The sequence below is a fragment of the Ruegeria sp. HKCCA5929 genome, assembly GCF_013034525.1.
GTDB lineage: Bacteria > Pseudomonadota > Alphaproteobacteria > Rhodobacterales > Rhodobacteraceae > Ruegeria.
This window is the reverse complement of sequence record NZ_WQGE01000007.1, coordinates 1-24,611: the sequence shown is the minus strand read 5'-3', so window position 1 is coordinate 24,611 and position 24,611 is coordinate 1. Positions and strand designations below refer to the sequence as shown.

22 protein-coding genes and 1 pseudogene are annotated in these 24,611 nt (G+C 53.6%); 10 read left to right on the top strand and 13 right to left on the bottom strand.

Going from position 1 to position 24,611, the window contains the following annotated elements; translation table 11 throughout:
• Positions 1-5: 5 nt before the first annotated feature.
• Positions 6-989, top strand: a complete 984-nt coding sequence (locus GOV90_RS16265; RefSeq protein ID WP_171095009.1) for an HlyD family secretion protein — start codon at positions 6-8, stop codon at positions 987-989.
• Positions 986-2,509, top strand: coding sequence for a DHA2 family efflux MFS transporter permease subunit (locus GOV90_RS16260; RefSeq protein ID WP_171095007.1), 1,524 nt, complete (start codon positions 986-988; stop codon positions 2,507-2,509). Before GOV90_RS16265 ends, GOV90_RS16260 begins: the two co-directional genes overlap by 4 nt.
• A gap of 119 nt (positions 2,510-2,628) precedes the next feature.
• Here the strand turns inward: GOV90_RS16260 and GOV90_RS16255 are convergent, their stop codons facing one another.
• The 4 genes from GOV90_RS16255 to GOV90_RS16240 are packed head-to-tail and all read right to left on the bottom strand — an operon-like array spanning position 2,629 to position 6,545.
• Positions 2,629-3,285 (bottom strand): ABC-type transport auxiliary lipoprotein family protein, encoded by a 657-nt coding sequence (locus GOV90_RS16255; RefSeq protein ID WP_171095005.1) that lies wholly within the window; start codon positions 3,283-3,285, stop codon positions 2,629-2,631.
• The gene (locus tag GOV90_RS16250; RefSeq protein WP_171095003.1) at positions 3,282-4,598 is read right to left on the bottom strand and encodes an MlaD family protein; all 1,317 of its coding nucleotides are present in this window, start codon (positions 4,596-4,598) and stop codon (positions 3,282-3,284) included. Before GOV90_RS16250 ends, GOV90_RS16255 begins: the two co-directional genes overlap by 4 nt.
• A 5-nt stretch (positions 4,599-4,603) precedes the next feature.
• Positions 4,604-5,419: an ABC transporter ATP-binding protein gene (locus GOV90_RS16245; RefSeq protein ID WP_171095001.1), complete on the bottom strand. Its 816-nt coding sequence runs from the start codon at positions 5,417-5,419 to the stop codon at positions 4,604-4,606.
• Position 5,420: 1 nt separating this feature from the next.
• Complete coding sequence (locus GOV90_RS16240) at positions 5,421-6,545, bottom strand: MlaE family lipid ABC transporter permease subunit (protein WP_171094999.1); 1,125 nt, start codon at positions 6,543-6,545, stop codon at positions 5,421-5,423.
• 230 nt (positions 6,546-6,775) lie between these two features.
• Here GOV90_RS16240 and GOV90_RS16235 point away from each other — a divergent pair, with 230 nt between their 5' ends.
• The 5 genes from GOV90_RS16235 to GOV90_RS16215 all read left to right on the top strand — a co-directional run bounded on the left by GOV90_RS16235 (position 6,776) and on the right by GOV90_RS16215 (position 14,535).
• Complete coding sequence (locus GOV90_RS16235) at positions 6,776-8,308, top strand: alkaline phosphatase family protein (protein WP_171094997.1); 1,533 nt, start codon at positions 6,776-6,778, stop codon at positions 8,306-8,308.
• A 221-nt stretch (positions 8,309-8,529) separates the two neighbouring features.
• Positions 8,530-10,215, top strand: a complete 1,686-nt coding sequence (gene aspT / locus GOV90_RS16230) for an aspartate-alanine antiporter (RefSeq protein WP_171094995.1) — start codon at positions 8,530-8,532, stop codon at positions 10,213-10,215.
• An 18-nt stretch (positions 10,216-10,233) separates the two neighbouring features.
• Positions 10,234-11,856: a bifunctional aspartate transaminase/aspartate 4-decarboxylase gene (locus GOV90_RS16225; RefSeq protein ID WP_171094993.1), complete on the top strand. Its 1,623-nt coding sequence runs from the start codon at positions 10,234-10,236 to the stop codon at positions 11,854-11,856.
• Between the two features lie 82 nt (positions 11,857-11,938).
• Positions 11,939-13,834 carry a PAS-domain containing protein gene (locus GOV90_RS16220; protein WP_171094991.1) on the top strand — a complete coding sequence of 632 codons (1,896 nt, stop codon included), beginning with the start codon at positions 11,939-11,941 and terminating at the stop codon, positions 13,832-13,834.
• The gene (locus GOV90_RS16215) at positions 13,834-14,535 is read left to right on the top strand and encodes a response regulator transcription factor (protein WP_171094989.1); all 702 of its coding nucleotides are present in this window, start codon (positions 13,834-13,836) and stop codon (positions 14,533-14,535) included. Before GOV90_RS16220 ends, GOV90_RS16215 begins: the two co-directional genes overlap by 1 nt.
• A gap of 96 nt (positions 14,536-14,631) precedes the next feature.
• Here the strand turns inward: GOV90_RS16215 and GOV90_RS16210 are convergent, their stop codons facing one another.
• Positions 14,632-15,096, bottom strand: a complete 465-nt coding sequence (locus GOV90_RS16210) for an HlyD family efflux transporter periplasmic adaptor subunit (protein WP_254429076.1) — start codon at positions 15,094-15,096, stop codon at positions 14,632-14,634.
• On the opposite strand from GOV90_RS16210, the gene GOV90_RS16205 reads away from it, so the two are divergent.
• Positions 15,085-16,092 (top strand): dockerin type I domain-containing protein, encoded by a 1,008-nt coding sequence (locus tag GOV90_RS16205; protein ID WP_254429075.1) that lies wholly within the window; start codon positions 15,085-15,087, stop codon positions 16,090-16,092. The two genes, GOV90_RS16210 and GOV90_RS16205, sit on opposite strands and share 12 nt — an antisense overlap.
• A 135-nt stretch (positions 16,093-16,227) precedes the next feature.
• Here the strand turns inward: GOV90_RS16205 and GOV90_RS16200 are convergent, their stop codons facing one another.
• From GOV90_RS16200 to GOV90_RS21385, 3 genes are all read right to left on the bottom strand, one after another.
• Complete coding sequence (locus GOV90_RS16200) at positions 16,228-17,505, bottom strand: glycoside hydrolase family 99-like domain-containing protein (RefSeq protein WP_171094985.1); 1,278 nt, start codon at positions 17,503-17,505, stop codon at positions 16,228-16,230.
• Between the two features lie 164 nt (positions 17,506-17,669).
• Positions 17,670-18,089, bottom strand: coding sequence for a glycoside hydrolase family 99-like domain-containing protein (locus GOV90_RS21390; protein WP_171094983.1), 420 nt, complete (start codon positions 18,087-18,089; stop codon positions 17,670-17,672).
• 171 nt (positions 18,090-18,260) lie between these two features.
• Entirely contained in the window at positions 18,261-18,629 is a 369-nt protein-coding gene (locus GOV90_RS21385; RefSeq protein ID WP_371732513.1) for a glycoside hydrolase family 99-like domain-containing protein, read from the bottom strand.
• Between the two features lie 176 nt (positions 18,630-18,805).
• Here GOV90_RS21385 and GOV90_RS16185 point away from each other — a divergent pair.
• Positions 18,806-19,166, top strand: a pseudogene (locus GOV90_RS16185) (hypothetical protein).
• Between the two features lie 223 nt (positions 19,167-19,389).
• On the top strand, positions 19,390-20,274 hold the full coding sequence (locus tag GOV90_RS16180; RefSeq protein ID WP_371808854.1) for a glycosyltransferase family 2 protein: 885 nt from the start codon (positions 19,390-19,392) through the stop codon (positions 20,272-20,274).
• Positions 20,275-20,406: 132 nt separating this feature from the next.
• Here the strand turns inward: GOV90_RS16180 and rfbA are convergent, their stop codons facing one another.
• The 5 genes from rfbA to GOV90_RS16155 all read right to left on the bottom strand — a co-directional run.
• On the bottom strand, positions 20,407-21,273 hold the full coding sequence (gene rfbA / locus GOV90_RS16175) for a glucose-1-phosphate thymidylyltransferase RfbA (RefSeq protein WP_171094979.1): 867 nt from the start codon (positions 21,271-21,273) through the stop codon (positions 20,407-20,409).
• A gap of 18 nt (positions 21,274-21,291) precedes the next feature.
• On the bottom strand, positions 21,292-22,155 hold the full coding sequence (gene rfbD, locus GOV90_RS16170; protein WP_171094977.1) for a dTDP-4-dehydrorhamnose reductase: 864 nt from the start codon (positions 22,153-22,155) through the stop codon (positions 21,292-21,294).
• Positions 22,152-23,192, bottom strand: a complete 1,041-nt coding sequence (rfbB, locus tag GOV90_RS16165; protein ID WP_171094975.1) for a dTDP-glucose 4,6-dehydratase — start codon at positions 23,190-23,192, stop codon at positions 22,152-22,154. Before rfbB ends, rfbD begins: the two co-directional genes overlap by 4 nt.
• Positions 23,189-23,758: a dTDP-4-dehydrorhamnose 3,5-epimerase gene (gene rfbC / locus GOV90_RS16160; protein WP_171094973.1), complete on the bottom strand. Its 570-nt coding sequence runs from the start codon at positions 23,756-23,758 to the stop codon at positions 23,189-23,191. Before rfbC ends, rfbB begins: the two co-directional genes overlap by 4 nt.
• Positions 23,759-24,078: 320 nt before the next feature.
• Positions 24,079-24,611, bottom strand: a 533-nt coding sequence (locus GOV90_RS16155; RefSeq protein WP_216602346.1) for a hypothetical protein, incomplete at its 5' end; no start/stop codon positions are given.

Genomic DNA, 24,611 nt, shown 5'->3' with positions numbered 1-24,611 from the left:
TGACGATGAAACCTCTCAAAACCACAGCAATCGCCGTAATGTTGGTCGCCATTGGGGTTGGATTGTTACTGTTCTGGCGGCATGAAGAAAGGTATCCATCCACCAAGGATGCATATATCGGAGCCAATATTATCTATGTGGCGGCTCAGGTAACTGGCCAGGTCGCCGAGGTTCATATTTCGGACAATCAACCGGTCAAGACTGGCGACCTTCTGTTTTCAATTGACGAAACCCAGTTCAAAGCGTCGGTCGATGCGGCAAAGGCCGATTTGGACAGTGCAGTGCAACAGGCCAAGTCTTACTCCACTCAGATAACCGCAGCCGAAGCAGCTGTTGAAAGTGCCCAATCCGCTTATGACACGGCGAACAAAAGCCTCGAAAGAGCGAAGGCGCTGTTTGCCTCGGGGGATGTGGCACAAGCTTCACTGGATCAGACCACATCGGAATTCGCACAAGCCTCAGCGCGACTGACGACCAGCCAATCCAGCCTGTTGGCACTGCAAAGCGGGTTGGAGGCAAAGCAGGACGACATCCTGTCATCGCAAGCACAGCTTGAGATCACCGAAACAAATCTTGCCTGGACCAAGGTTTTTGCTGCGGCGGACGGCTGGGTCGCAAATCTGACTTTGCGGCCGGGGTCATCGGTCTCGGCCAACGCTCCGCAGTTTTCGATTGTCGAGTCATCGGACTGGTGGGTGGATGCGAACTTCAAAGAAACGTCTTTGCCACGCATCCGACCCGGCCAATCGGTCACGGTTCAGGTCGACATGCTGCCCGGTGTGAAACTGAGCGGAAAAGTGGCTTCCATTGGACGCGGATCAGGAGACACGTTTTCATTGCTGCCCTCTGAGAATGCCAGTGGCAATTGGGTCAAGGTCACGCGTCGTTTTCCGGTTAGGATCGAATTGGATCCAACAGATGCCCCTTTGCGTGTCGGTGGCAGCAGTAAAGTTGTTGTAGACACAACAGGTCCGGCGGACGGCAAATGACCTCGGCGACGTCCGGTCATGTAAACCGGGTGATCGTGGTTGCTGTTGTCCTCAGCGCCATACTGGAAGTGCTGGACAGCACGATCGTCAATGTCGCGTTGCCCCACATTCAGGCGGCGTTTGGGGCGACCACTGATCAAGCGACTTGGATCTTGACCAGCTACATCGTGTCAGCCGTGGTCATTATGCCCCTGACTGGTTTCGTAGCGCGCCGTGTGGGTCGGCGGCGGCTGATCCTGACGGCGGTCAGCGGATTTGCCCTGATGTCGGTGATGTGTGGCCTGTCTTGGAGCTTAGAGGTCATCGTCGCCTTTCGATTGGCCCAAGGTATGTTTGGGGCGTTTTTGATCCCACTGTCACAATCGATCCTGTTCGATGCCTTCCCAAGGGAAGACCGTGGGAAGGCGATGGCGATCTTCGGGTTGGGTGTTGTGGTAGCGCCGGTCCTTGGGCCGACGGTTGGCGCGATCCTGACCGAGTATTTCTCGTGGCGTATGGTGTTCTTTGTCAATTTGCCTGTGGCGGCTCTTGCCCTTCTTTTGCTAGCCGGAGAATTGCCCGAAGATAAAACCGAAGATGTTAAAATCGATTGGAAAGGTTTGGCCTTGTTGGCGCTTGGTATCGGGTGCCTGCAGTTTGTTCTGGACCAGGGCGAAACCATGGATTGGATGTCGTCCCGCGTAATCCAGGTGGCTGTTGTAGCGTCAATTCTGGGAGCGATTGGATTTGTTGTTCACGCGCTGGTTTCCAGAGATACAGTCGTAGACCTGCGTCTTTTTGCGGACCGGAATTTTGCCCTGTGCAACCTGATCATCGCCGGTTTCGCGGTTTCACTGTTTGGCGGTATCGCAATATTGCCAACGCTTGTACAAAACCTGCTCGACTTCCCGGTGATCGCTTCGGGCCACCTGTTTATCCCGCGCGGTATAACCGCCGGGTTATCGATGGTTTTGACAGGTGCGGTACTGGTTCATCATTTCGATCCACGTGTGTTGACAGGTGCCGGGCTGTTGGTGACTGCGATTGGGAATTTCATGATGGGGGCGCTCAACCTCAACGCCGGATTTTGGGAACTGGCATGGCCCGGAGCCATCAGCGGGTTAGGGATGGGGTTGGTCTTCGTTCCAATGTCTATCCTTGCGTTTGAGAGCATCAGCAAAAACCGGCAAGACGAAGCATCTGGCTTGTTCAACGTGACCCGGCAATTGGGGTCATCGGTTGGAATTTCGCTGGTCGGCACATGGATCGTACGCGGGCTTCAGACCAATACTGCAGTGCTCAGCCAGAATGTGACACCGTACAACCCGGCAGCACAGGCTTATCTGAGCCCGCTTGGTCTGACACCTGACAGTGCTGAGGGCGCTGCGATTCTGGGGCAGGAAATTGCGCGACAAGCGGAATTGATCTCATACCTGACCGTTTTCAACAATCTCGGTTTGCTGGCCTTGGCGACAATTCCGCTGTTGTTCTTTTGCCGCGCCCCTAAGCCGGGAACCCAATCGACAGCCCATGTGCACTAACCTAGGCACGTGTGCTTAGACGCAGGCGATGAGAGCTGTGCCAACCACCTGAGTAAACCGATTTTCGCAATAAACAGCGAATACGCCGGTCCAGTTCGCCGTAGTCTAAGCTTCAATTCCTAGCTGGGATTAGATCTTGGGTTGTTTGCTACATGCGTGTTGATCCTGCGAATACTCCATTCAACGGCATCTCGCATGGCACGACCCAAGGCAAGATCAAATGCTTTGACCAAATCCGGTGTTTGATCACTGGCAGCTACAACATTTTCCTGAAACGAGCTGGAGGCGATGATCTTGTCTTCGTATTCGTCAATGACCTTTATGTTCATACGGACTTCAATACGGACTTTTTTGCCGGTCTCAGTATCTTCGACCACGATGCCCTGAAATTCGCGCAGGTCTGGAGCGATTACATAGTCAGCTCTCAGGCCAACTGTAGAACGACCAACCGCGGCAACTTTTCCGGAGTTTTCGTAGCTTTCCACCAACAGGGTCTGAACGATCAGAGGCGCGCGATCCACCCAGCGTGCCCGCGGCAGGTACTGCACCTGATAGGGTGTTGGCTGAATGGCGATTTGATCGGTATTCACCGCTGCAGTGGCCGTGGGTTCCTGAACAACGATCTGCTTTTGTATTCTGGGCAACGCAGACGAGAACGTGCTTTTGGGCGTCAACAGGTACAGATCATTGGGTTTGGCCGCTTGTTGCAACGTTCCCAGACCGGCACAGCCGCCGATCAGGGCAACCACCAGCATAGCGAGAGCAGGCTTGATCATTGACGGAACTCCGATGCTTGGGTGCCTAATAGGAAACGCGCAGGGTCTCGTTCAACCTTGTCCACAAGGCGGTCTACACTGATGACAAGGCGTTGGGCTTCTTCGACGAAACGGACAAATTGCGGAAGGCCAACGCGCAGGAAGTCCGACACTTGGCGACGGTTCGACTGAACGATGCCGTCGATTGTGCCCAGCAATTCGGACGCAGAGTTGGACGCGCTGAGAACATCGTCCGAGATTTGATCGATCTTCTCAGTGATGTTTGATACTGTTTCGGTCACTTGGTTGGCGGCCTTGCGGATGTCGGCTGCAACAGGCGCGACTTCTTCTTCCATAACGCGGTTGGCGGAGTTGAACGCTGTCTCTGCCGAGGACAATGCCCCTTTTGCTGTATCCATGGCTGAAGTGATCGAGCCCAGCGTTGTATTGGCGTTCAGGACGGTTTCGTTGACAATTCCAAGCGTGACGCTGCCTTCGTCCGACAACAGGGTTAAACGTTCAGCCAGTCGCGAGCCGCGTTCAATGAAGGGTTGAATATCCTGCTGTAGGATGCGGTCTGCCGTCTGGATCGTGGTTTTTGCCTCGTCCAGCGCGGCTTTTGCGGATTCGGACGCGGATTTGACTGAATTCAGTGTATCTGTACCGGCATTAAGTGTTGTTTCCGCTGTTTCGACCAAAGGATCCAGGCGTTTGGAAAACTCGCCAATATCCTTGGCCGCACTGCCGATGTCGCTAGCGACAGACTCAAAGCTGGTCAGTGTTTTGTCCAACCGCCCTGTGGCTGACGCAAGGTTGTCCAGTATGTTGCTCACGGCCTCGCGGTTCTTGTCGTCAACGACTTTGTTCAGACTTTCCAAAAGCGTGACAGCCTCGTCCAGAACCTTAGGCGCGCCTTCGAACAAGGACTGAATCGTGCTCCGCTTGCTTTTGATCACACTGTCCTGTGCCAATCGCTGTGAATCTGGCGACCCACCCGTCAGCTCTACATAACCGACACCGGTCACACCCAGTGATTGCAACTGCGCCACGGTTTCGTCAGTGATTGGAATGTCTGCATCTACTTCGATGCGCACCCTGACTTTCGAGGGGTCGTCGTCATCCAGATTCAACGAAATGACCTGCCCCACGGGAAGGCCGTTAAAGCTTACACCTCCCGCGGCGGAAAGACCTGAGACATTGTCAAATAAAACGTCATAGTATGCGTATTGGCGCGAGACCTCAAATTTCGCAAGCCACAGGAAAAAACCGAACGCGCCTAAAAGCCCTGCAAGGGTAAACGCGCCAATCAGGATATAATTCGCTCGGGTTTCCATTGCCTCTACCTGTTTTGGCCCTTCTGTTGTGCTGCGCGGGCGCGGGGGCCTGTAAAGTATTCCTGCACCCAAGGATGATCGACCTTGGTCATGTCTTCTATCGGACCTTCAACCAGTACGCGCTGTTCTGCAAGTACGGCAATCCGGTCGCAGATGGCATAAAGACTGTCCAGATCATGGGTAACCATGAACACCGTCAACCCAAGGGCCCGCTGCAATTCGCCAATCAACTCATCATAAGCCGCCGCACCGATCGGGTCCAATCCGGCGGTTGGCTCATCCAGAAAAACGATCTCAGGGTCCAGCGCCAATGCCCGTGCCAGCGCCGCACGCTTGCGCATACCGCCAGACAGCTCGGATGGAAACTTGCCGCAGCTCAGTTGCGGCAAACCCACCAAGCTGATTTTCAGCGCGCCGAGGGACTCCATCAATTTCTCGCTGAGGTCAGTGTGCTCGCGCAGCGGGGCCATTACATTCTGCAACACGGTCAAAGAAGAAAACAGCGCGCCATCCTGAAATGCCACACCCCAATGGCGTTCGATGCGGCGCCGATCTTCCTCGGGGCCGTTCAAGACATCGACACCCAGAACCTCGATACTTCCTGCAGCGGGTTTGTTCAGTCCAACAATTGTTCTGAGCAAAACGGACTTGCCTGTCCCGGACCCGCCGACAATTCCCAGAACCTCACCACGCCAGACATCGAGGTCGAGGTTGTCATGCACAACCTGCGTTCCGAACTGGTTTCGAAGGCCACGCACACGGATCACGGCCTCTTGCTGCGTTTCTGTCAAAGTCGGTGCCTGTTGTGTTTCGCTGATCATGTCAAATTCCGACCTCTGAGAAGAAAATCGAGAACAGGGCGTCAATCACAATGACCATGAAGATGGACTGCACAACGGAAGCCGTCGTGCGCTGACCCACACTTTGCGCTGACCCTCTGACCTGCATGGCCTGCCAACAAGAGATCACGCCGATGACCAAAGCAAAAAAAGGCGCTTTGATCAAACCCACCGCAAGTTGCCAGACATCTGTGTTTTCCTTCAGCCGTGTCAGAAACATTCCTGGGCTCACGCCAAGGTCAATCCAGCTCATCAAGGCGCCACCGAATAAGCCCGCTATGTCTGCCACAAAACCCAGAATGGGCAGCATGATCAAAAGAGCGAGGACACGGGGAATGACCAGTACCTCTATCGGATCCAGTCCAAGGGTCCGCATGGCGTCGATCTCTTCCTGCACTTTCATCGAACCAATGGAAGCCGTGAACGCCGAACCCGAGCGGCCTGCAACAATGATGGCGGTCAGCAAAATTCCCAATTCGCGCAGAACCGAGATTGAGATCAATTCGACCACAAAGATCTCTGCGCCAAACTGCTTGAGCTGCGTTGCGCCCTGAAAGGCCAGAACAACGCCGATCAGAAAGCCCATCAAGGCGACAATCGGCAGGGCTTTGACGCCGGTCTCCTCCATATGCGTAACCAACGCTGCTGTGCGCAGCCGCCAGGGCATCACAGCGGTTCTAAACAGCCGGTGCAACGTAAGCCCCAGAAACTCCAGCATAGACAGCGTATCTTTCCAGGCCCCGAACGTGCTGCGGCCAACATCGGCAACCCAGTCCGTAAAGCTGCGGGGGTCTTCGAGTTTGCCCGGGTTGTCCGGTATACTATGCGTTACAGTATCGATCAGCTTGGCGTGCGCAGGCTTTGCCCCTTGGATTTCTATCGTCGCGCCGTTCGAGGTGCACCGCCGACCAAGGTCAGCGATCAGCCACGCACCGCCAGTGTCCAGCGCTTCAATGCGGGACAAATCAAAAACGACCCTGTCAGGTGCAGGTTGGATAGCCGCAAAGTCCTGTTCTACCGAATGCAGCAATTGGGTCAGCAATTCACCCGATATACGGACATGAGTACCGTCGGTGTCGCGCTCGGCTGATATCGCTGGCTTCGTCATATCGTCATGTGAAGTAAAACCCCTTTGGCCCGCAAGTCTTTGTTTCGAAAGGCAGGGTTTTTGTGGAGCAGGATGGCGCGCGCGTCACGCCTGACCTTATTTGGTAGAGTCACGTTTTGTAATCTCTGACGGCTTTAGCAAGCGGCGATGTCTTCATTTTATCAGTTGCTTGAGCACAAGAAGCCAGACACATTTCGCGTGGGAATCAAGTTCGGAGCCGGAGAGTTCGTATGCCTGGGGCCAAAAACGTATTGTTCATCATCATCGATCAGCTTCGGGCTGATTGCCTGAACGGTGCATTGGCGGATTACGTGGATCTCCCTCACCTCAGGGCGTTCATGGATGACGCCGTGACTTTCACACGGCACTTCTCGGTTACTAACCCTTGCGGCCCTTCGCGTGCTTCGTTGCTGACCGGTCAATATGCGATGAACCATCGGTCTGTCAGGAATGGAACCCCGTTGCGCCACGACACCCCGAACATAGCGACAGAAATGCGCAAAGCGGGATATACGCCGATGCTGTTTGGTTACACAGACACCTCTGCTGACCCACGGGTTCATGACGCAAACGACCCGGTGCTTAAGTCTTACGAGGAATCCATGAACGGATTTCTGGAAGTCGTCGAAATGCGCCTTGAAGAATCGTATCCCTGGCAAGCCCATCTGATGAAGAAAGGGTATGAGTTCGATCAGTATTGGGATGTCTACAAACCCGTCTCAATGAACGGTCAGCCCCCTAAATTGAACGATCCGGCACTGTATCGGGCGGAAGACAGCGATACGGCATTCCTCACCGATGCATTCCTTGACGGCATCGCGCCCCATCGAGGAAAGGGCTGGTTTGCCCATCTGACCTATATCCGTCCACATCCGCCTCTGGTCGCACCTGGGCCGTACAATGACATGTACAACCCGGCAGATATTCCCCTGCCGCAACGGTTGCACAGCGCGGAAGCCGAGAAAGAGCTGCACCCGTTCTTTGGCCCGAAACTGGATGTCTATACAGCAAAAGAATTTGTTCACGGCTTCGACGAAGTTGAACCAACAGACGCCAACATTCGTACATTGCGCGCGGTCTATTTAGGATTGGCGACAGAAGTAGACCACCATATCGGTCGCGTGGTGCAATACCTGAAGGACAGCGAGCAATATGACGATACGATGGTGGTTATAACCGCAGACCATGGCGAAATGCTGGGGGATCGCCACAGCTGGGGAAAAATGACGGTATATGATGCAGCCTATCATACACCGTTGATGATCCGTTTGCCGGGGAATGAGGCCCACGCGGGTAGTCAAATTACAGTGCCGACGGAGTCAGTAGATGTAACGCCGACAATCCTTGACTGGATCGGGCAAACGGCTCCGAACGCGATGGATGGTCGGTCCTTGATGCCATTGTTGCATGGCGAGGTTCCCAAAGACTGGCGCAATTATTCGTTCAGTGAACTGGACTTCTCGGAACCTGAAAACCCGACCCTTTGGCAACAGCGACTGGGAACGGGAAACAGCGACTCTTGTCTGGGGATTTTGCGAGATGATCGATTTACCCTGATCGAATTTGCCGCCGATCTGCCGCCCATTCTGTTTGACCACCAAGGCAAAGGCGAGTTCGAGAATGTGGCAAACAAGCCCGAGTTTGCGCCTGATCTAGCCCGGATGGGCCGCCAGATGTTGCGGCATCGCATGCGAAACATGGACCATACGTTGTCATTGCATTCCATTACAACGGAAGGTGCAAAATCCCGCTCTCGCTACTAGACATCTCTTTGGTGGTTGGAGCCTGTTGGCGAAAATTTATAGACAAATTCATATCTTACGGTATCGTCCTTGAGAAATACGCTTCTAATTTCGCTCTGACGGCCTACAGTGTCGGTGCTTTCGTTTTTTGTTACTGATTGAATTGTTCGGATCGGCCTGTCAGCGATTTCAATGTTCCAAACACACCTTTGCGCTTGCAGGGTGCTCTGAGGAGGATGGTGATGGGCGATTGGTTTGTGAATGTGCTGCGCAGCTATCCCGAACTGGCGGTTTTTCTGTCGATAGGGGTGGGGTTCTGGATCGGTCCCAAAAAGCTTTTTGGGTTCAGTCTGGGAACGGTCACGGCGACACTGCTTGCAGCTGTGATCATTGGGCAAACACATATCCAAATCGACTCGGCGGTCAAATCGACCTTTTTCATCATGTTCATCTTTGCGGTTGGGTATGGGGTCGGTCCACAGTTCATTCGCGGCCTCAAAGCAGACGGTGCGCGTGAAGTCTTCTTTGCGCTCAGTGTTCTGGCCTTGTGCCTGATTGTGCCGGTCATATCCGCAATGGTCGCGGGCCTAGAGCTTGGGTTTGCGGCGGGCCTGTACGCGGGGTCGCAGACCATTTCGGCCGCAATTGGCGTCGCAACAGATCAGATTAATCAATTGGGCCTGTCGACAGAGCAGGCGCAGACCTACGCCAATCAAATCCCGATCGCCTACGCTGTGACCTATATTTACGGCACAATCGGCTCTGCCATCATTCTGGCCAAGATAGGCCCACGTCTGATTGGTGTGGATTTGGTTGCTGCCTGTAAGGAATACGAAGCTCAGCTGGGTGGCGGCGCGGCAGTTGAGGCAGGTGACGGTATCGTATCAGCCTATCGCATGATCGAAGCACGGGCGTTTGAAATACCACACGACAGTGGCTTGATAGGCCAACCGGTCAAGGACTTGATGCCCGGAGTGCGGATCTACGCGGAACGGATCAAGCGTGGCGATGAAATTATCGAGGTTGAGGACAGCACGGAACTACAGGCGGGCGACATCGTTATGTTTTCCGGGCGGCGCGCGGATTTGGTCGGCCTTCTTGAGGGGCGTATGAAAGAGGCAGACGCCCCAGAATTGCTAAACACGCCAACTGAGAAGCTGGATGTTCTGATTACAAGCAAAGAGGTTCACGGAAAAACGCTGGAGGACCTGAGCAAGCTCTCGCTGGCCCGTGGCGTCTATGTCTCGAAGCTGATGCGTAACATGGTCGAACTGCCGCTGTTGCCGGGAACTGTCGTGCATCGCGGTGACATCCTGACGGTTCTTGGGTCAAAGCGCCATGTTGAAGCTGCAATCGCCCAGATAGGGTATGCAGATCGTCCGGTGGACACGACGGACCTTGCGTTTGTCGGATGGGGGATCTTTCTTGGCGGTTTGGTCGGGACCCTAGCGATTACCATGGGGGGTTTCCCAATCAGCCTTTCGACAACAGGTGGGGCCCTATTGTCAGGGTTGCTGCTTGGCTGGTTGCGAACGGTTCATCCAACTTTCGGACGTATACCCGGCCCATCATTGTGGTTGATGAATACCCTTGGCCTGAACGTATTTATTGCAGTGATTGGGATCAGTGCGGGCCCCGGTTTCGTCGCAGGGCTTCAACAGGCCGGTGTCGCATTGCTTCTTTGGGGCATTGTCGCCACCTCATTGCCCATGATCTTTTCTGTCTATGTCGGCCACTACGTTTTCAAGTTTCATCCGGCCATTTTGTTCGGGGCCTGCGCGGGTGCGCGAACCACAACAGCTGCGCTGGGGATGATCCAGGAAGCCGCTCAAAGCCGAATACCAGCGTTGGGGTATGGGATGCCCTATGCGATCGGGAATACGTTACTGACCATCTTTGGCATGGTCGTTGTTTTGATCCTCAGTTGATTTGGAAAGGTATGGGGTATGGACCGTCTGAAACTGCACGATTACGAAGCGCTCAGCCCTTTTCAGATCAAGGATGAGCTGATCAAACTGGCCTCGGATGAGGCGCGAAAGTCCAACAGTGCGTTTCTGAACGCTGGGCGCGGCAACCCCAACTGGATCGCGACACGCCCGCGTGAAGCATTCTTTGCGCTTGGTCAGTTTGCCATAACCGAAGCCAAACGCGTTATGGACCATCCGGCGGGTTTGGGTGGGATGCCAGCCATCAAAGGGTGCCATGATCGCTTTTTGCGTTGGGCTGAGGCCAATGCCGATATGCCGGGTACCGATACCTTGTTGACTGTGGTCAAACACGCCATTTTTGCTTTCGACTTTGATGCTGATGCGTTTGTCCATGAACTGACGGATTCGATTATTGGAGACAACTACCCGGTGCCGGACCGCATCCTGCACCACAATGAAATTATCGCGCATGAATATTTGATGTGGGCCATGTGTTCTGGTCGACAGCCAGATGCACGCTTCGACCTGTTTGCTGTCGAAGGCGGCACGGCGGCGATGTGTTACATCTTCAAGTCACTCAAGGCCAACCGTTTGCTGAACGCAGGGGACACGATTGCGCTGTGTACCCCGATCTTCACGCCGTATCTCGAAATGCCCGAGTTGGAGGATTACAGCCTCGAATCCGTTCATGTGGAAACGGATGAAGAAGACGGTTTCCAACTGACCGATGCAGCGGTCGAGACACTGAAGGATCCTAAAGTAAAAGCCTTCTTTCTGGTCAATCCGGGCAATCCTTCGTCAGTTGCGCTGAACAAGGCATCTTTGGAGAAGCTGGCAGATGTGGTCGAGAACCATCGTCCCGACCTCATCGTTCTGACAGATGATGTCTATGGAACCTTCGTGCATGATTTCACATCGGTCATGGGGTACATGCCACGCAACACAATTGGCGTTTATTCCTATTCCAAATATTTTGGCTGCACGGGCTGGCGTTTGGGTGTCATTGCCGTTGCACAAGACAATATCTTTGACCTCAAACTGGCAGAACACAGCGAAGAGATTAAGCAGACGCTAGACAAACGGTATGGCACACTAAGCCTTACGCCTCGGGATATCCGCTTCGTTGATCGCCTGGTTGCAGACAGCCGGGACGTTGCCCTGAACCACACCGCTGGTCTCTCCTTACCTCAACAAGTCATGATGACCCTGTTTTCGCTTGTTGAACTGGTGGACACCAAGAAAGACTATCAAACCGCCTGTATGGAACTTGTACATCGGCGGTTCAAACTATTGACCGAAGCGATGGGGATCGAGGTCGATGCAGGCGAAAACTACGACGCCTATTATGGGATCATCGACTTCGAATATTGGTTGCGCAAATATGTTGGCGACGACGTTGTGGCTTGGATCAAGAAGAACGTGCATCCACTCGATATTGCCTTCAAACTTGCCGAGGATCACGGGATTGTTCTGTTGAATGGCAGCGGGTTCGATGCGCCGGGTTGGTCTGCGCGCGTGTCCTTTGCCAACCTGCCGGACGAAGCCTATGCCCAGATAGGTCGCGCTGTAAGGTCTGTCGCCAGAGGATATGTCGAGGCATACCGCGCTGCAAATGCTATGCCCTTACACGGCGGGTCCTGACCCAACGCGCGAGGCATCAAACATGATTCCACTATCCGCGCCTGGTAACTGGTGCTAGGCAGAGGCTGTGGAGGCGGCAAGCTTGAACATAACAGAAAAGCGCATCAAAGCTATGACCACCGCAGGGCTGAACCTGATTGGTCAGGCTCTTTCCATCTATGACAGCAAGTTGCAATTGGTGCTCAGCAATCGCCGTTTTCAGGAAATGTTCGGGTTGCCGGACGAACTGGTCCAGCGTGGAGCCTTGTTTCGAGACACCATCCACTTTCTGGCCAGTCGAGGAGAATATGGCCACGACGAGAGTGTGGAGGACATGGTCAACTTGCGCGTCGAGCAGGCTTTGGCGTTTGAGCCGCATTACATGGAACGGGTGCGTCCGAACGGGCAAGTTGTTTCAATCGAAGGCGCGCCCTTGCCGCAAGGGGGATGGGTCGCGGTCTATACTGACATCACAGGTACGCGGCGGGCCGAGAACCTGCTACGGGCACGGTCCGAGGAACTGTCGGAACAGTTGCTGGGTCATGCCGAAGAATTGTCGGCCACCAACCGCAAGCTTGCGGCCACGATCGCTGCGTTAGAAGAAGCCAAACGGGAGCTGACCGAAATTGAGGCCCGGACACGCCTGGTGACTGAGATGATGCCGGCCCATATCGCGCATTTGGACAGCGACGGGCTCTACGACTACTCCAACCGACGTCTGAGCGCGGTCATGCCTGGCCGTCCCTCTGATATTCTGGGGCTCCATATCTCCGAGGCCCTTGGTGCTGTGGCTTTTGCACGTGTCGAAAGCCATCTGCAAAAGGCTTACGACGGTGAGCAATCGGTTTTTGAGTTCACCGAAGATCAGGATTCTCGCCGCATCCGTGTTTCATTCACACCGGATGGGGCAGGGGGGGTCTATGTCATGTCTGTGGACATTACCGAGGAAACACAAGCGCGGGTTGCCTTGCAGCAGACACGTCGCAGAGCGATGGCAGCGCAAATGACAAGTGGCCTTGCGCATGACTTTTCAAACCTGCTCACGATTATCCTTGGTATGCAGTCCCGACTGGACAAGATGCACTTGCCGGATGAAGCGCAAGAGCTTGTCGTTGCCACTCAACAAACGGCGCGCAGGGGCGGGCAATTGCTGAACCGGATTGCGGATATGACCGGGAACAGAACGCCTCAGCCCCAGGCCACGGATATGCGCGGTTTGCTGGAAGATCTGCGGATACTGGCCACCCCGTCCCTGCCGCGTGGCATGGGGCTTTCTGTTGTCAACACACTACCGGATCAGGATTTGATGCTTGATCCGGGAATGGTGCAGGATGCGCTGCTGAACCTGATTTTGAACGCACGGGATGCATGTGGAAGCTCGGGACAGATTACCATAAGCGCACACGCCATCGGTAACATTTGGGTCGAGATCACCGTGTCTGACACCGGTCCGGGATTTTCAGCGGAGGCGTTGGATAAAGCGCTAAATCCTTTCTTTACAACCAAGGGCAGTGATGGGTCCGGGCTGGGCCTGCCTATGGTTTATGACACCGTAAAACTGACAGGGGGCGATCTGAACCTAAAGAATACCCCGTCCGGAGCATCCGTCGTCCTGCGGTTACCCTACCGACCGGCTCCACCGGCCCGAGGCGGCCTTGTATTGTTGGTGGAAGATAGTGATGAATTGCGCGGTCAGTTTCGCGACATGTTGGTGGAATTGGGTTTGTCCGTAATTGAAGCCAACTCTGTCGATGAAGCGGTGGCGCTGCTTTCCAGCGTCGAAGACATCTCGATGGTCTTGTCCGATATCCGCCTCGAAGGAGGGGCAACGGGGCTGGAGCTAATGGAAAAGATTAAGCCGGGGTTTCCGTGCATCCTAATGACGTCCCTACCCAATTCAGATCCATTGCACCAACAGGCACTCGCTTTAGCACCGGTGTTGCAAAAACCGTTTTCACAAGCGCAATTGTCTGCGCTGATCCAAACCGAGGCAGCCTGATGACGCAACCGCTGGTGACTATTCTCGATGATGAGCCCGAGATACGCCGCATCCTGACGGATGCGTTGGAAGACGCAGGGTTCCGAACGCAAAGTTTTTCTCGCGCGCGGGAATTTGAGGCGGCGCTGAACCGCGTGACGCCAGATGTTTGCCTGGTTGATCTTTCCTTGCCGGACACGGATGGGTTGGCTCTGGTTCACCGCCTTGCCTTGGAGCAAGGCGCGGCGGTGATTATCATATCCGGTCGTGCACAAGTGCAAGATCGCGTGACGGGTTTAGAGCTTGGTGCTGATGACTATATAACGAAACCCTTTGATCCGGCAGAAGTTGTGGCTCGGATAAGGGCTAGGTTGCGTACCCCGCGCGGCCCAACGTCAAACTCGGATACGGCTGTGTTCAATGGGTGGACAGCGCATTTTGACCGTTATGTACTTGAGGACGGGGCGGGTACAGAAACCCCCTTCAGCCATGCGGAAGGCGAAGTTCTGAGGTTGTTTCTGGAGAGCCCCAAGCGCCTGATCAGTCGGGGACAAATGCAGGAATCGCTGGGCGGTGCAGCAGGTGACAGCTTTGACCGGGCCATGGATGTTCGGATTTCCAGGCTTCGAACCAAACTTGGTGAAGACCCCAAGAACCCGCGCCTTATCAAAACGATTTATGGTGCTGGATACATCTTTCTGGGCGATGTCGCCTGGAAGTAACAGCAATATTGATCAACTGAGGTTGAGGCTCTCAGCCCCTACGCCGGTCATACTTTCATGCCAAAATCAGGCATACAGCCACCTTGTTTGATCGGTTTACTCTCTTAGCGCCTGATCCTTGATCTTCACGACGGGTTGCAGAATGTAGTCCAGAACAGATTTGCGACCGGAAAGAATGTCCACTTCTGCGATCATGCCTGGAATAATCTCGACCGCAATGCCGTTCCCGTCCAACATGGTGTTGTTCGTTCGGATTTCTACGACGAATACTTCTTCTTCATTGCGTTCCGATCGCGTGATTGTATCGGCACCAATGCGTATGATTTCACCATCTAAGGCGCCATATCGGGCAAAGTCATAGGCTGTGATCTTGACTTTCACAGGCTGCCCGGCGCGCAGAAATGCGATGTCCTCGGGTTTCACGTAAGCCTCAACAAGCAACGTGTCGTCCAGAGGCACGATCTCGACAAGCTCCTCGCCACTTCTTGTATGCCCCCCGATGGTTGTCTGGTGAATGCGGTTGACGATGCCCCGCACCGGAGAGCGGACTTGCGCGCGCATAGCCCTGACGATTTGGGCAGTGTAAAAACGGGTTTTGCTACTGTAACCGGGACTGCATCAGACGACATTCTCAGCGGTAGTATTCTGGATACGACCCTAATTGGCGGGGGTGGGGATGATATTTTGATCGCAGGCGCAGGGGCAACCACCATGTCGGGTGGTGCTGGGTCAGACATATTTGTGATGCAGTCCGGCAGTGGCGTGACGACCATTTCGGATTTCCAACCCGGTATGGATCGTTTGGACATGTTTGATTACCTGCTATTGCGTTCACCGCAGCAGTTGACTGTTACCAGTACCGCAAATAGTGCTCGAATCGAATACCGGGGGGAAGTGGTGGAGGTGCATTCAGCCTCCGGCGGACCACTATCAGGCACTGATATTTTCGGTGCGGGTTTCGAGGGCCCGGATCACATCCCGGTAGATTTCGGCAATTTCGGCGGTTTGACACCGGACAGCTCTGACGGGGTGGCAGGACAAATAACGGTAGACAGCGAAACGTCGAACCCCGGTCTGAGCGACGCCGAGATTAGGTTTACTCCTGACGGCGGAGGCACAGTTACGACGACGGCTGATGAGCAGGGAAATTTTGATCTGGATTTGCCGGATGGCACCTATTCCGGCTCTTTAGACGTTATCAAATACTATTCCACGGCCAGCAACGAAATCGATGCGTTGGATTCCTTGCAGGTTCTGCGCATTTCCGTGGGTTTAGACCCGACTTGGGGGCCGGCTACGGCAGAGGACCTGATTGCTGCTGACGTCAACCAAGATGGTAATGTCAACGCTCTGGACGCGCTTGAAATCCTTCAGGTGGTCGTTGGGCAGCCTTCGGCACCCGATCTGCAATGGGTATTCCTGGACGAGGATTCCGATCTGTCCGGCATCACCAAAGACAACGTCGACTACGAGACGGGCACCAATGTCACTGCGGTAGATGGAGTAATTGAAGTGGATATGACGTCTATATTGCTGGGCAATCTAGAAGCCGCGTGAAATGCGAACTGAGGCAACGAGCTGCAAGCTTCGGATGCCTCTGCCGCCACGTCGATTGACACCATTGGGCTTTGAATCCCGGGGACAAGGGTGCTGTGAATTGATATTTAAGCTCGAAGAGGGGACTTAACAGCTTTAATGCTTTTTAGGTAATGCGTCGTACGTCGCTTGGAGATATGCAAACCCGTATTTCCGATCGGGTTCTAAGTGCGTTCCTTCTGCCCATTCATTCCAAGCATTTATGAAAACGATCTTCTCGTCAGCGCTGTATTTTTCTTGCGCCATAACTTGATTACCCAAATGGGCTGTCCAGCGTCTGTAGGCCTCAATCGAGAACTTGCCCATTATGCGCGGAGCGTCCTGATTACGGGCAGTATTGTCCCATGAAAGGGTGGAAGACCGAAACCGTTTGTACTCCGGTTCGCTTTTGGCAAGCTCGGCTTCCACTACAGCTTCATAGTCTAAGATCGCACCAGTAAACTCAGGATTATAAACGCCCATTTCGTCAGTGATGTCTGTGCGCTTAACCTGTTGTGGGGGGAACTCCATAGCAGCATCAAAGCCTAAGTCCTCGGGGTTTCCGATGTCAAAGGTTTGTGCCGCGATGAGATAGAGGTCGTTTTCACCCCAACGTTGCGCTTCTTGCCGCCAGGCTTTTGTTGTTTCCTGGATGTCCGGAATAATGTTCGCCCGATACACAATGAACACAGGCTTTCCGTCTATCCGGATATACCTTGGATCCTCAATATACTTGCGGATATGCCGAAGAAGGTTCACGGAATCTTCTATGGAGTGCTTTTGCCCAATCAGTACGTCATGCTCGCGCCCGTCCCAACGTCGGGTCCAGTTCTCGTTGGCCCAAGTCAAACAGAAGGGCATGTCAACATCAGGATTGCCCAACATATGCTCTAATGGGTCTTCCATCAGAGTTTTCCCGGCAAACCAATAATAGTAATATGAAAAGCCACCGATCCCGTATGCTTTCGCTATTCGGGCCTGTTCGACCATGACCTCAGGCACTCGCAGGTCGTAATATCCCAAATGAATTGGGCAATGCGGCTGGTAGTGACCCGGAAAGTTCGGGACTGCCTTCCCAACGTTGGACCATTCCGTGAAACCTTTACCCCACCATTCATCATTTTCTTTGAAGGGATGGAACTGGGGCAAGTAATGCGCAATTGCCCGCACAGCAAGTTTAGGTTTTGGCTGTGGATCGAATGGAACAAACTCATCAGCTCGACCTGAACCGTCAAATCCTTGTCGGTCAAGCTGCTGGTTGTTTCCGGCTGTTCGTTTGGGGTTTCTTTTCTTCGCCGAGTTCCGAAATCGCCGGGCTGTGCGTGGCGAAAGCGGATGGCTGAGTCTTGAGGCCGCAGAAAGCAGATAGAACAGAAGGGTATCTTTGATGTGCATGGAAATTCTCGTATTAGAGCGTCTTAAACCGATTGTGAATGAGACCGCCTTAAACTCGTCGGGTTAATGCTATTGAGGCGCTCTCAGGTACTCGCACACGGTCTTTGGTTTTCAATGATTGATCTCCCGTTTGACTTACTTTGTTCGGACCTCCGCCTACCAGTCTAAAAGAAACCTGCAGCTGACCGGTTTCCGCAAAAGGCGAAATGCTCTTTAGGCAATGGTTTACTTGCGCCGTAACAAGTGGGCTTTGCGGACCCCTTGGTGGTTTTGTTACGGCGCGGCTTTTCAGACACACCCACATGTGACCAACACGTCAGCTCTGATCCACGAAGCGCCGCCAGAGTGGCTTCCTCAATGGCATGCCCATATTCACGCTCGGGTTCAAAATGACAACCTTCCGCCCCCTCCTTCCATGCGTTCACATAAACAAAACGTTCTTGGTTGGGGAAGTCCAGAGCGGTTTGCCGCAACGCACTTGAAGACAAATACTCGTAGTTTCCAGGAATGCCGTTCGACGAACCGTCGCGTTTCGATGCGCCAGGCTGTGTTGTCCCACGACGGAAAAATCGACCATTGAACACGGTCCATACTCGTGGCTAATAATCTGTTCGGATTTCGTCACGAATTCTACGCATAACAATCGGAAGTTTTGGTGTGAATCCACCTTTGATGCCAGGTTGAGTGCGTTAAGCACATTTGGGGAGAATTTGTAACCGGAAGCAAATCCGAATGAGGTGTAATCCCAATGTCGGTTAGTTAGCGCATGTCAGCTGAGTCTTAGGCATCCCATTAGACGCGCAACAACCACGCCAAATCTGCGCGGATTCGCGCGCAACTATCAGTTGGTGAAGGCGATTTACGGTCAGGATCGGAGCTCTGTGTTTCGTGATGTAACGTGGATCGTGAAATTTGGGTGCAATCGACTTGATAGACTCCAGATCATCCTCGGGTTTGCAGTTGTATTTAATGAGAATTTGTTGATCAGAAGCGTCCCAGCGGCGTGTTTGGATTACGTTCGCCCTAAACAGGCATAAGGGCGTACCGCTTTCCGGCTCCGCAAGCGTTTCGCCGATCAAACGTTCAAGAAGGCGCATATGGGATAAGCAGCAGTAGTGATACAGAACCCATCAACCCCACCGGCTTTGGTGAATCAACTTGCTCCTGCCAAGTTTCTTGAACCCGCAGAGCATCGTCTTCTAAATCGCTGAGGAAATGAGGCTGGTAGTGGCCGAGGGTCTAGACCCGTTGTTTTCCGCTTGGCGTTATGATTCAAGAGTCAAAAAAACGAGCGGTTAACATGTCTGAACTTTTGCGGCTGAGCGACGCTCCAATGACGCATCTCGAGCCCTATTTTTCTTATCCTATAGTAAGCTACGCGCCGATGATCGATGTATGTTGAGCGGAAATGTTTTCATCGATCGCAATGGCTTGCGCTGGCGGACCACACAAAACGCTCTACCACCCCTGGAAACGTTGGAACGACAAGTGCATTTTTGCTCGGAAGACAGCAGGTCTGGCGGCCGGGCATGGCGAAAAAACTCAAGAAGACCGTAAATTAGGACAAGCGCCGCTGCAAACGGCGCAATCGGATCGAGATTATGTTGGGTAGGTTTAAGGACTGGCGTTGTGTGGCGACCCGCTATGACAGGTGCCCTTAGGTCTTTCTGTCAGCAATCGCTTTCGCAGCCTTCATCATCCACTGGCTTTGAAACTTAATGAGTCCAGGGACTAGCCCGTCACAACGTTAAGTAGAGTTGTTTAGGAATGACCGACGCAAACCAACTTTTTCCATGCGTGTTGGTGCCGGAGCCACGAAATCGTCTGACTGCAGCGGGGGTTGACGCTGACAATGATAGAGACGATGAACTGATCACCCTCCTCTTGTTTTCGCGGCAGGTAAGTTTGTCACAGATCACGATAATAAGTGTTTGCTTTAACAGCAGCGGTGTTTTGCCTGAAATGCTGAACTCCATTCCGGATGGCGTACCCACGATATTGGTGGATAATGCTTCGGATGATGTTGAAGCGGTACAAGAACTGGCCGAAACGCACGGGGCAATTCTGCTCAGAAACAAAGAAAACAAGGGGTTTGGTTCGGCCTGCAATTTGGGTGCTGAACGCGCGCAGACCGATCTGCTTTTGTTTTTGAACCCGGATTCAAAGCTATTGCCCGGCGCGCTGGAAGCGATGCAGGCGGGCGCGGATCGTTACCCTTCCGCATCGGCCTTTAACCCAAGGATCCTGAGCAAATCCGGAAAACCAAGTTTCCGCCGTTCCAGCGTGATTACACCACGCAGTGAAACGCTGCGTTCGAAAAAAGCTGAAGGTGATCTGGAACTTCCAGTTCTTCTTGGTGCAGCGTTGTTGGTTCGCCGTTCTGCTTTTGAGGCCGTTGGCGGGTTTGATCCGGAAATTTTCCTGTACCACGAAGACGATGACCTAAGCCTTCGGCTCAAGGCGGTTTGTGGACCCTTGTATTACATTCACGACGCGCAGGTGACGCATGTTCAGGGCACATCTTCGCCCAGCAGCGCTGCGGTTGCCGGGTTGAAGGGAGTGTTTATGGGGCAGTCCAGAGTTTACGCGGCCCGGAAACACAAGGTTCCTTTTGCCTTCACTCGGGCGCTTTCCTCTGCTCTTTTGCAGATGCTGTCCCCGGTCGTCCTGTTTTCGGCCAGAAAGCGTTCAAAGCAAAGAGCATTTTTACGTGGAGTATGGCAGAGTCGGAACGTTCATCCGGCCCCCTTTAAGTCTCCACCAGTGTGAAAATACGCCGCGAAAATACGTTTGTCCTTTGGAGATAAGTCTCTCTAATTGCCCGCACCAGACAGGCAATCCAACGCGCAATCACCCAAGCCTGTAGCTTTGGCTCTTTCAAGGCGCGTTGGGGTTTCCTTTCTAGTCGAGCAACTTCTTAAGATATGCTCCATAGGTGGATTTGGCGAACAGTCGCGCACGTTCTTCCAATGCTGCATCGTCAATCCAGCCATTGGCCCAGGCTATTTCGTCGAGGCTTCCGGTCTGCATTCCCTGACGTGCCTCGATGGTTCGAACAAAGTTGCCCGCGTCCAGCAAAGAGCCGTGCGTGCCGGTATCCAGCCAGGCAAAACCACGCCCCATGGTCTGCACATCCAGCAAACCTTCTTGCAGGTACATCTCCAGCAACGATGTAATCTCCAGTTCACCACGTTCTGAAGGCTGAACTTCGTGCGCCCGTGCCGGAGCATCCCCGTCAAGAAAATAAAGCCCCGTCACCGCATAGTTTGATGGAGGAACTTCGGGTTTTTCGATGATCGCGCGAGCTTTGGTGCCTTCAAAATCCACCACCCCATAGCGTTCGGGATCAGCCACGCGATACGCGAAAACAGTCCCGCCGTGCTTTAACTGGTCTGCTTGCATAAGAATACTCGGCAGACCGTGACCATAGAATATGTTGTCGCCCAAAATCAGGGCAGATGGGGCGCCGGCCAGAAAGTCCTCGGCCAGAGTATATGCCTGTGCCAGCCCATCAGGGGATGGCTGGACAATCCAAGTGATGGACAACCCGTACTGGCTGCCATCGCCCAACATGCGTTGGAACTGATCCTGATCCTGAGGTGTGGTGATGATCGCAATCTCGCGGATTTGCGCGAGCATCAGAACACTCAGAGGGTAAAAAATCATCGGCTTGTCATAGATCGGCAGCAGTTGCTTGGAAACCGCCATGGTGATCGGATAAAGCCGGGTGCCGGACCCTCCGGCAAGAATAATGCCTTTACGTTGCATGCTCTTTCCTTTCAGGGATCAGCCAGTCGCTGAATTCAGCTCGCGCAAAACGTCGCTCAGACCGGTTTTCCACTCCGGTCTACCGATCCCAAACACAGCGTTCAGGCGATCACAGTTCAAACGCGAATTCAGTGGTCTTGGGGCCGGGGTAGGGTAGTCCGTCGAAGGGATGTCCTCGATCTGAGTTGTCAAGCCTGACTGCACAGTAATTTCGCGTGCGAAGTCCGCCCAGCTGGCATCAGGAGCGCCGGAAAAATGAAATAGCCCGCCTTCAGTACCCGCGTTGCTTTTCGCCATAACAAGAAGAGCATCGGCAATATCAGCTGCGGGTGTTGGTCCGCCGATCTGGTCGGCAACAATTGTCAATCTGTCGCGGGTCTCAGCAAGTCTGAGAATGGTTTTGACAAAATTATTCCCATGGGCCGAAAAAACCCAACTGGTTCGCAGAATGGCGTGCCATCCTCCCGCTTGAGCGATCTGGCGTTCTCCGTCCAACTTGGTTTTGCCGTAAGCGCCTAAAGGTGCTGTTGGGTGATCGGTTGTCCAAGGGGTTGTACCAGATCCGTCGAATACGTAATCCGTTGAGACATGCAGAAAGGGCAGGCCACGCGCCGTGGCTGCGCGCGCCATTGCTCCGGGCGAGTCTGCGTTAACAAGTTGCGCAAGATCGAGGTCTTCTTCGGCCTTGTCCACTGCTGTGTATGCCGCTGCATTGATAATGACGTCGGCATCAGTGCCTTGGATAGCCTCCGCACATTGCGAAGGGTTCGACAAGTCCGCCTTGGTGCGATCCAGCGCTTCAACCCCTATACCATGGCTGTCTGCGCGGCGGCGCAGTTCGGTCGCCACTTGGCCACTATGGCCGAATATCAGCGCCTTCATTTGCCAGTCCCCAAGCGTTCTCCTACACCGCTGCGTGCTTGCAAAGCGTTCAGCCAGTCTGTGTTGTCCAGATACCACTGCACAGTTTGCTCAAGGCCGGTTTCCGGGGTGTATGACGGGCGCCAGTTCAGTTCCTCGCGGATACGGGCCGGGTCGATGGCATAACGACGATCATGGCCTGGGCGATCCGTAACAAACGTGATCAGATCGCTGTAGGGCGCAGAGCCCGGTTTCAGCCGATCCAGGATTTTGCACAGCATCCTGACGAGGTCGAGATTGGTCATCTCGTTTTCGCCGCCGATATTATAGCTGCGACCAAGTTCGCCTTTTTCCAGCACCAGCAACAACGCTTCGGCATGATCCTCGACATGCAGCCAGTCACGAATGTTGTCGCCTTTCCCGTAAATTGGGATCGGCTGCCCGGACAAAGCGTTCAGGATGACCACGGGTATCAGCTTTTCCGGGAACTGGAATGGCCCATAATTGTTTGAGCAATTGGTCAGAACCACCGGCAGGCCATAAGTTTCCCTCCAAGCGCGGACCAGATGATCTGACCCTGCTTTCGAAGCAGAATAAGGTGAATTTGGCTGGTATGGGCTGTCCTCAGTGAAAAAACCGGTCGCCCCCAATGACCCGAACACTTCATCCGTTGAAATGTGGTGGAACCTGAAACTTTCTGGTCGCCCTGCGCTCTGCCAATAGGCGCGCGCGGCCTCCAGCAAAACATATGTGCCGGTAAGATTTGTGTCGATAAAGGCCGCAGGACCATCAATCGAACGGTCCACATGGCTTTCTGCAGCCAAATGCATGATCGCATCGGGACGGTGCTTGTCCAGAATGGCAGACATCGCCTCGGCATCCCGAATGTCAGCGTGCTCAAATGCATAGGCCGGAGAATCCGCAACTGAGGCAACATTTTCCAGGCATGCAGCATAAGTCAGAGCATCGACATTAATGACGGAATGCCCATCTGAAACAGCGCGGCGAATAACGGCAGAGCCAATAAATCCGGCGCCACCCGTAACAAGTATTTTCATTGCCCAGCCTCAAACACAAAAGGGGAGTCCAAATCACGAAGACAAGGGGCAACCTTGTCTTTTTCGGAGAGTTGGGGAGCTGAGCTACTGCTCGGCCAATCTATGCCCACATCGGGATCATTCCACAGAAGGGCACCTTCCGTTTCTGGTGCGTAGGTGTCTGAACATTTGTAAACGATCTCGGTATCCGGCTCCAAGGTCACGAAACCATGTGCGAAACCTGCGGGAACCAACAACATCCGCCCGTTTTCAAAGCTCAACTCCTCACCAACCCATTTACCAAAGGTTGGAGACCCTTTTCGAATGTCCACGGCAACGTCGAACAGCCGACCGCGCCCGCAGCGCACCAACTTGGCCTGGGCACGGGGTGGGGCCTGGAAATGCAGCCCCCGCACAGTGTTCACTGCGCTGGAGAGCGAGTGATTGTCCTGAACAAACTGGGTGCTTATCTCAGCAGCGGCAAAGCTGTCAGCATTGTAGGTTTCTTCGAAGAACCCGCGATGATCGCCAAAGCGCCTTGGGGTTATTAACTTCACGTCCGGAATGGAAAGCGCAACTATTTCCATCGTTACTAATTTCTTCTCTTTAAGTAGCCTTTAGGTCTCAAGAGCTATGTCACATGTGGCCTGGCTTCGCCACATGCCATATTCAATAATCGGCAATTTTTAGCTGTAACCTTAGCTAAAAAATTTTGACCTTCTGCAAGTTATCGCTGCTACTTGCCCAGTTAGAAGGTAAGATTAAGTGTTAGCGGCGTTGAAAGTCGCCGCTGGCCCCCAAGACAACGATTTCAAGTTTCTCCCGGGCTCGAGTTGTCTGAAAAAGCCAACAAAACTGAAAAAGCAGAGCCACGAGTAGCTCAGCAATTTCCTGATCGGCGAATCGCTTACAGAAGGAAGCCGTCTTGTTCCAGCAGAGTTGCAATCAGTGGATCTAAATCTTCCTTGTCTTCGGCTCTAGGCAGATTAAACCAAGTGATTTCACTCTGATCGCTCACACCAGGAATTCCTGATGCCCTGGCATTGAGCATTTCGACCGGTGTGAGATTGTTCTCAACTTCGTTGACACTCATGTCAGGCACAAACTTCAGGAGATCGGTGGTTTCATCCCAGTCGGACAAATCCAAAGCTTCGTCGTCGGATGCCAACTTTGGTTCAGGTGATGATGGCGGTGCTAGCTTTGGCAACTCATAGCCGACAGTACCGCTTCCATCGATATCGTACCCATAAAAGGCTTCAACATCTATAACGTCTGGAACGACTCTGCCGCTGATAAAGGCGCCGTTCCCATCAACTACCCATTCGCTATAGCTGCCGTCGGATTTCTTCCAAAGTACTCGGAAACCACTGCCGTCGGCTTCGGCGTGTATGGCCTGCCATCCGGGGTAACTGTTGGGACCAGCGTTTGCCCCGTTGAGTG

What these genes read in the sequence shown, in the direction of transcription:
- GOV90_RS16265 (WP_171095009.1), top strand. Translation starts at nt 6, where the DNA reads ATGAAACCTCTCAAAACCACAGCAATCGCCGTAATGTTGGTCGCCATT.
- GOV90_RS16260 (WP_171095007.1), top strand. Translation starts at nt 986, where the DNA reads ATGACCTCGGCGACGTCCGGTCATGTAAACCGGGTGATCGTGGTTGCT.
- GOV90_RS16255 (WP_171095005.1), bottom strand. Translation starts at nt 3,285, where the DNA reads ATGATCAAGCCTGCTCTCGCTATGCTGGTGGTTGCCCTGATCGGCGGC.
- GOV90_RS16250 (WP_171095003.1), bottom strand. Translation starts at nt 4,598, where the DNA reads ATGGAAACCCGAGCGAATTATATCCTGATTGGCGCGTTTACCCTTGCA.
- GOV90_RS16245 (WP_171095001.1), bottom strand. Translation starts at nt 5,419, where the DNA reads ATGATCAGCGAAACACAACAGGCACCGACTTTGACAGAAACGCAGCAA.
- GOV90_RS16240 (WP_171094999.1), bottom strand. Translation starts at nt 6,545, where the DNA reads ATGACGAAGCCAGCGATATCAGCCGAGCGCGACACCGACGGTACTCAT.
- GOV90_RS16235 (WP_171094997.1), top strand. Translation starts at nt 6,776, where the DNA reads ATGCCTGGGGCCAAAAACGTATTGTTCATCATCATCGATCAGCTTCGG.
- aspT (WP_171094995.1), top strand. Translation starts at nt 8,530, where the DNA reads ATGGGCGATTGGTTTGTGAATGTGCTGCGCAGCTATCCCGAACTGGCG.
- GOV90_RS16225 (WP_171094993.1), top strand. Translation starts at nt 10,234, where the DNA reads ATGGACCGTCTGAAACTGCACGATTACGAAGCGCTCAGCCCTTTTCAG.
- GOV90_RS16215 (WP_171094989.1), top strand. Translation starts at nt 13,834, where the DNA reads ATGACGCAACCGCTGGTGACTATTCTCGATGATGAGCCCGAGATACGC.
- GOV90_RS16210 (WP_254429076.1), bottom strand. Translation starts at nt 15,096, where the DNA reads ATGCGCGCGCAAGTCCGCTCTCCGGTGCGGGGCATCGTCAACCGCATT.
- GOV90_RS16200 (WP_171094985.1), bottom strand. Translation starts at nt 17,505, where the DNA reads ATGCACATCAAAGATACCCTTCTGTTCTATCTGCTTTCTGCGGCCTCA.
- rfbA (WP_171094979.1), bottom strand. Translation starts at nt 21,273, where the DNA reads ATGCAACGTAAAGGCATTATTCTTGCCGGAGGGTCCGGCACCCGGCTT.
- rfbD (WP_171094977.1), bottom strand. Translation starts at nt 22,155, where the DNA reads ATGAAGGCGCTGATATTCGGCCATAGTGGCCAAGTGGCGACCGAACTG.
- rfbB (WP_171094975.1), bottom strand. Translation starts at nt 23,192, where the DNA reads ATGAAAATACTTGTTACGGGTGGCGCCGGATTTATTGGCTCTGCCGTT.
- rfbC (WP_171094973.1), bottom strand. Translation starts at nt 23,758, where the DNA reads ATGGAAATAGTTGCGCTTTCCATTCCGGACGTGAAGTTAATAACCCCA.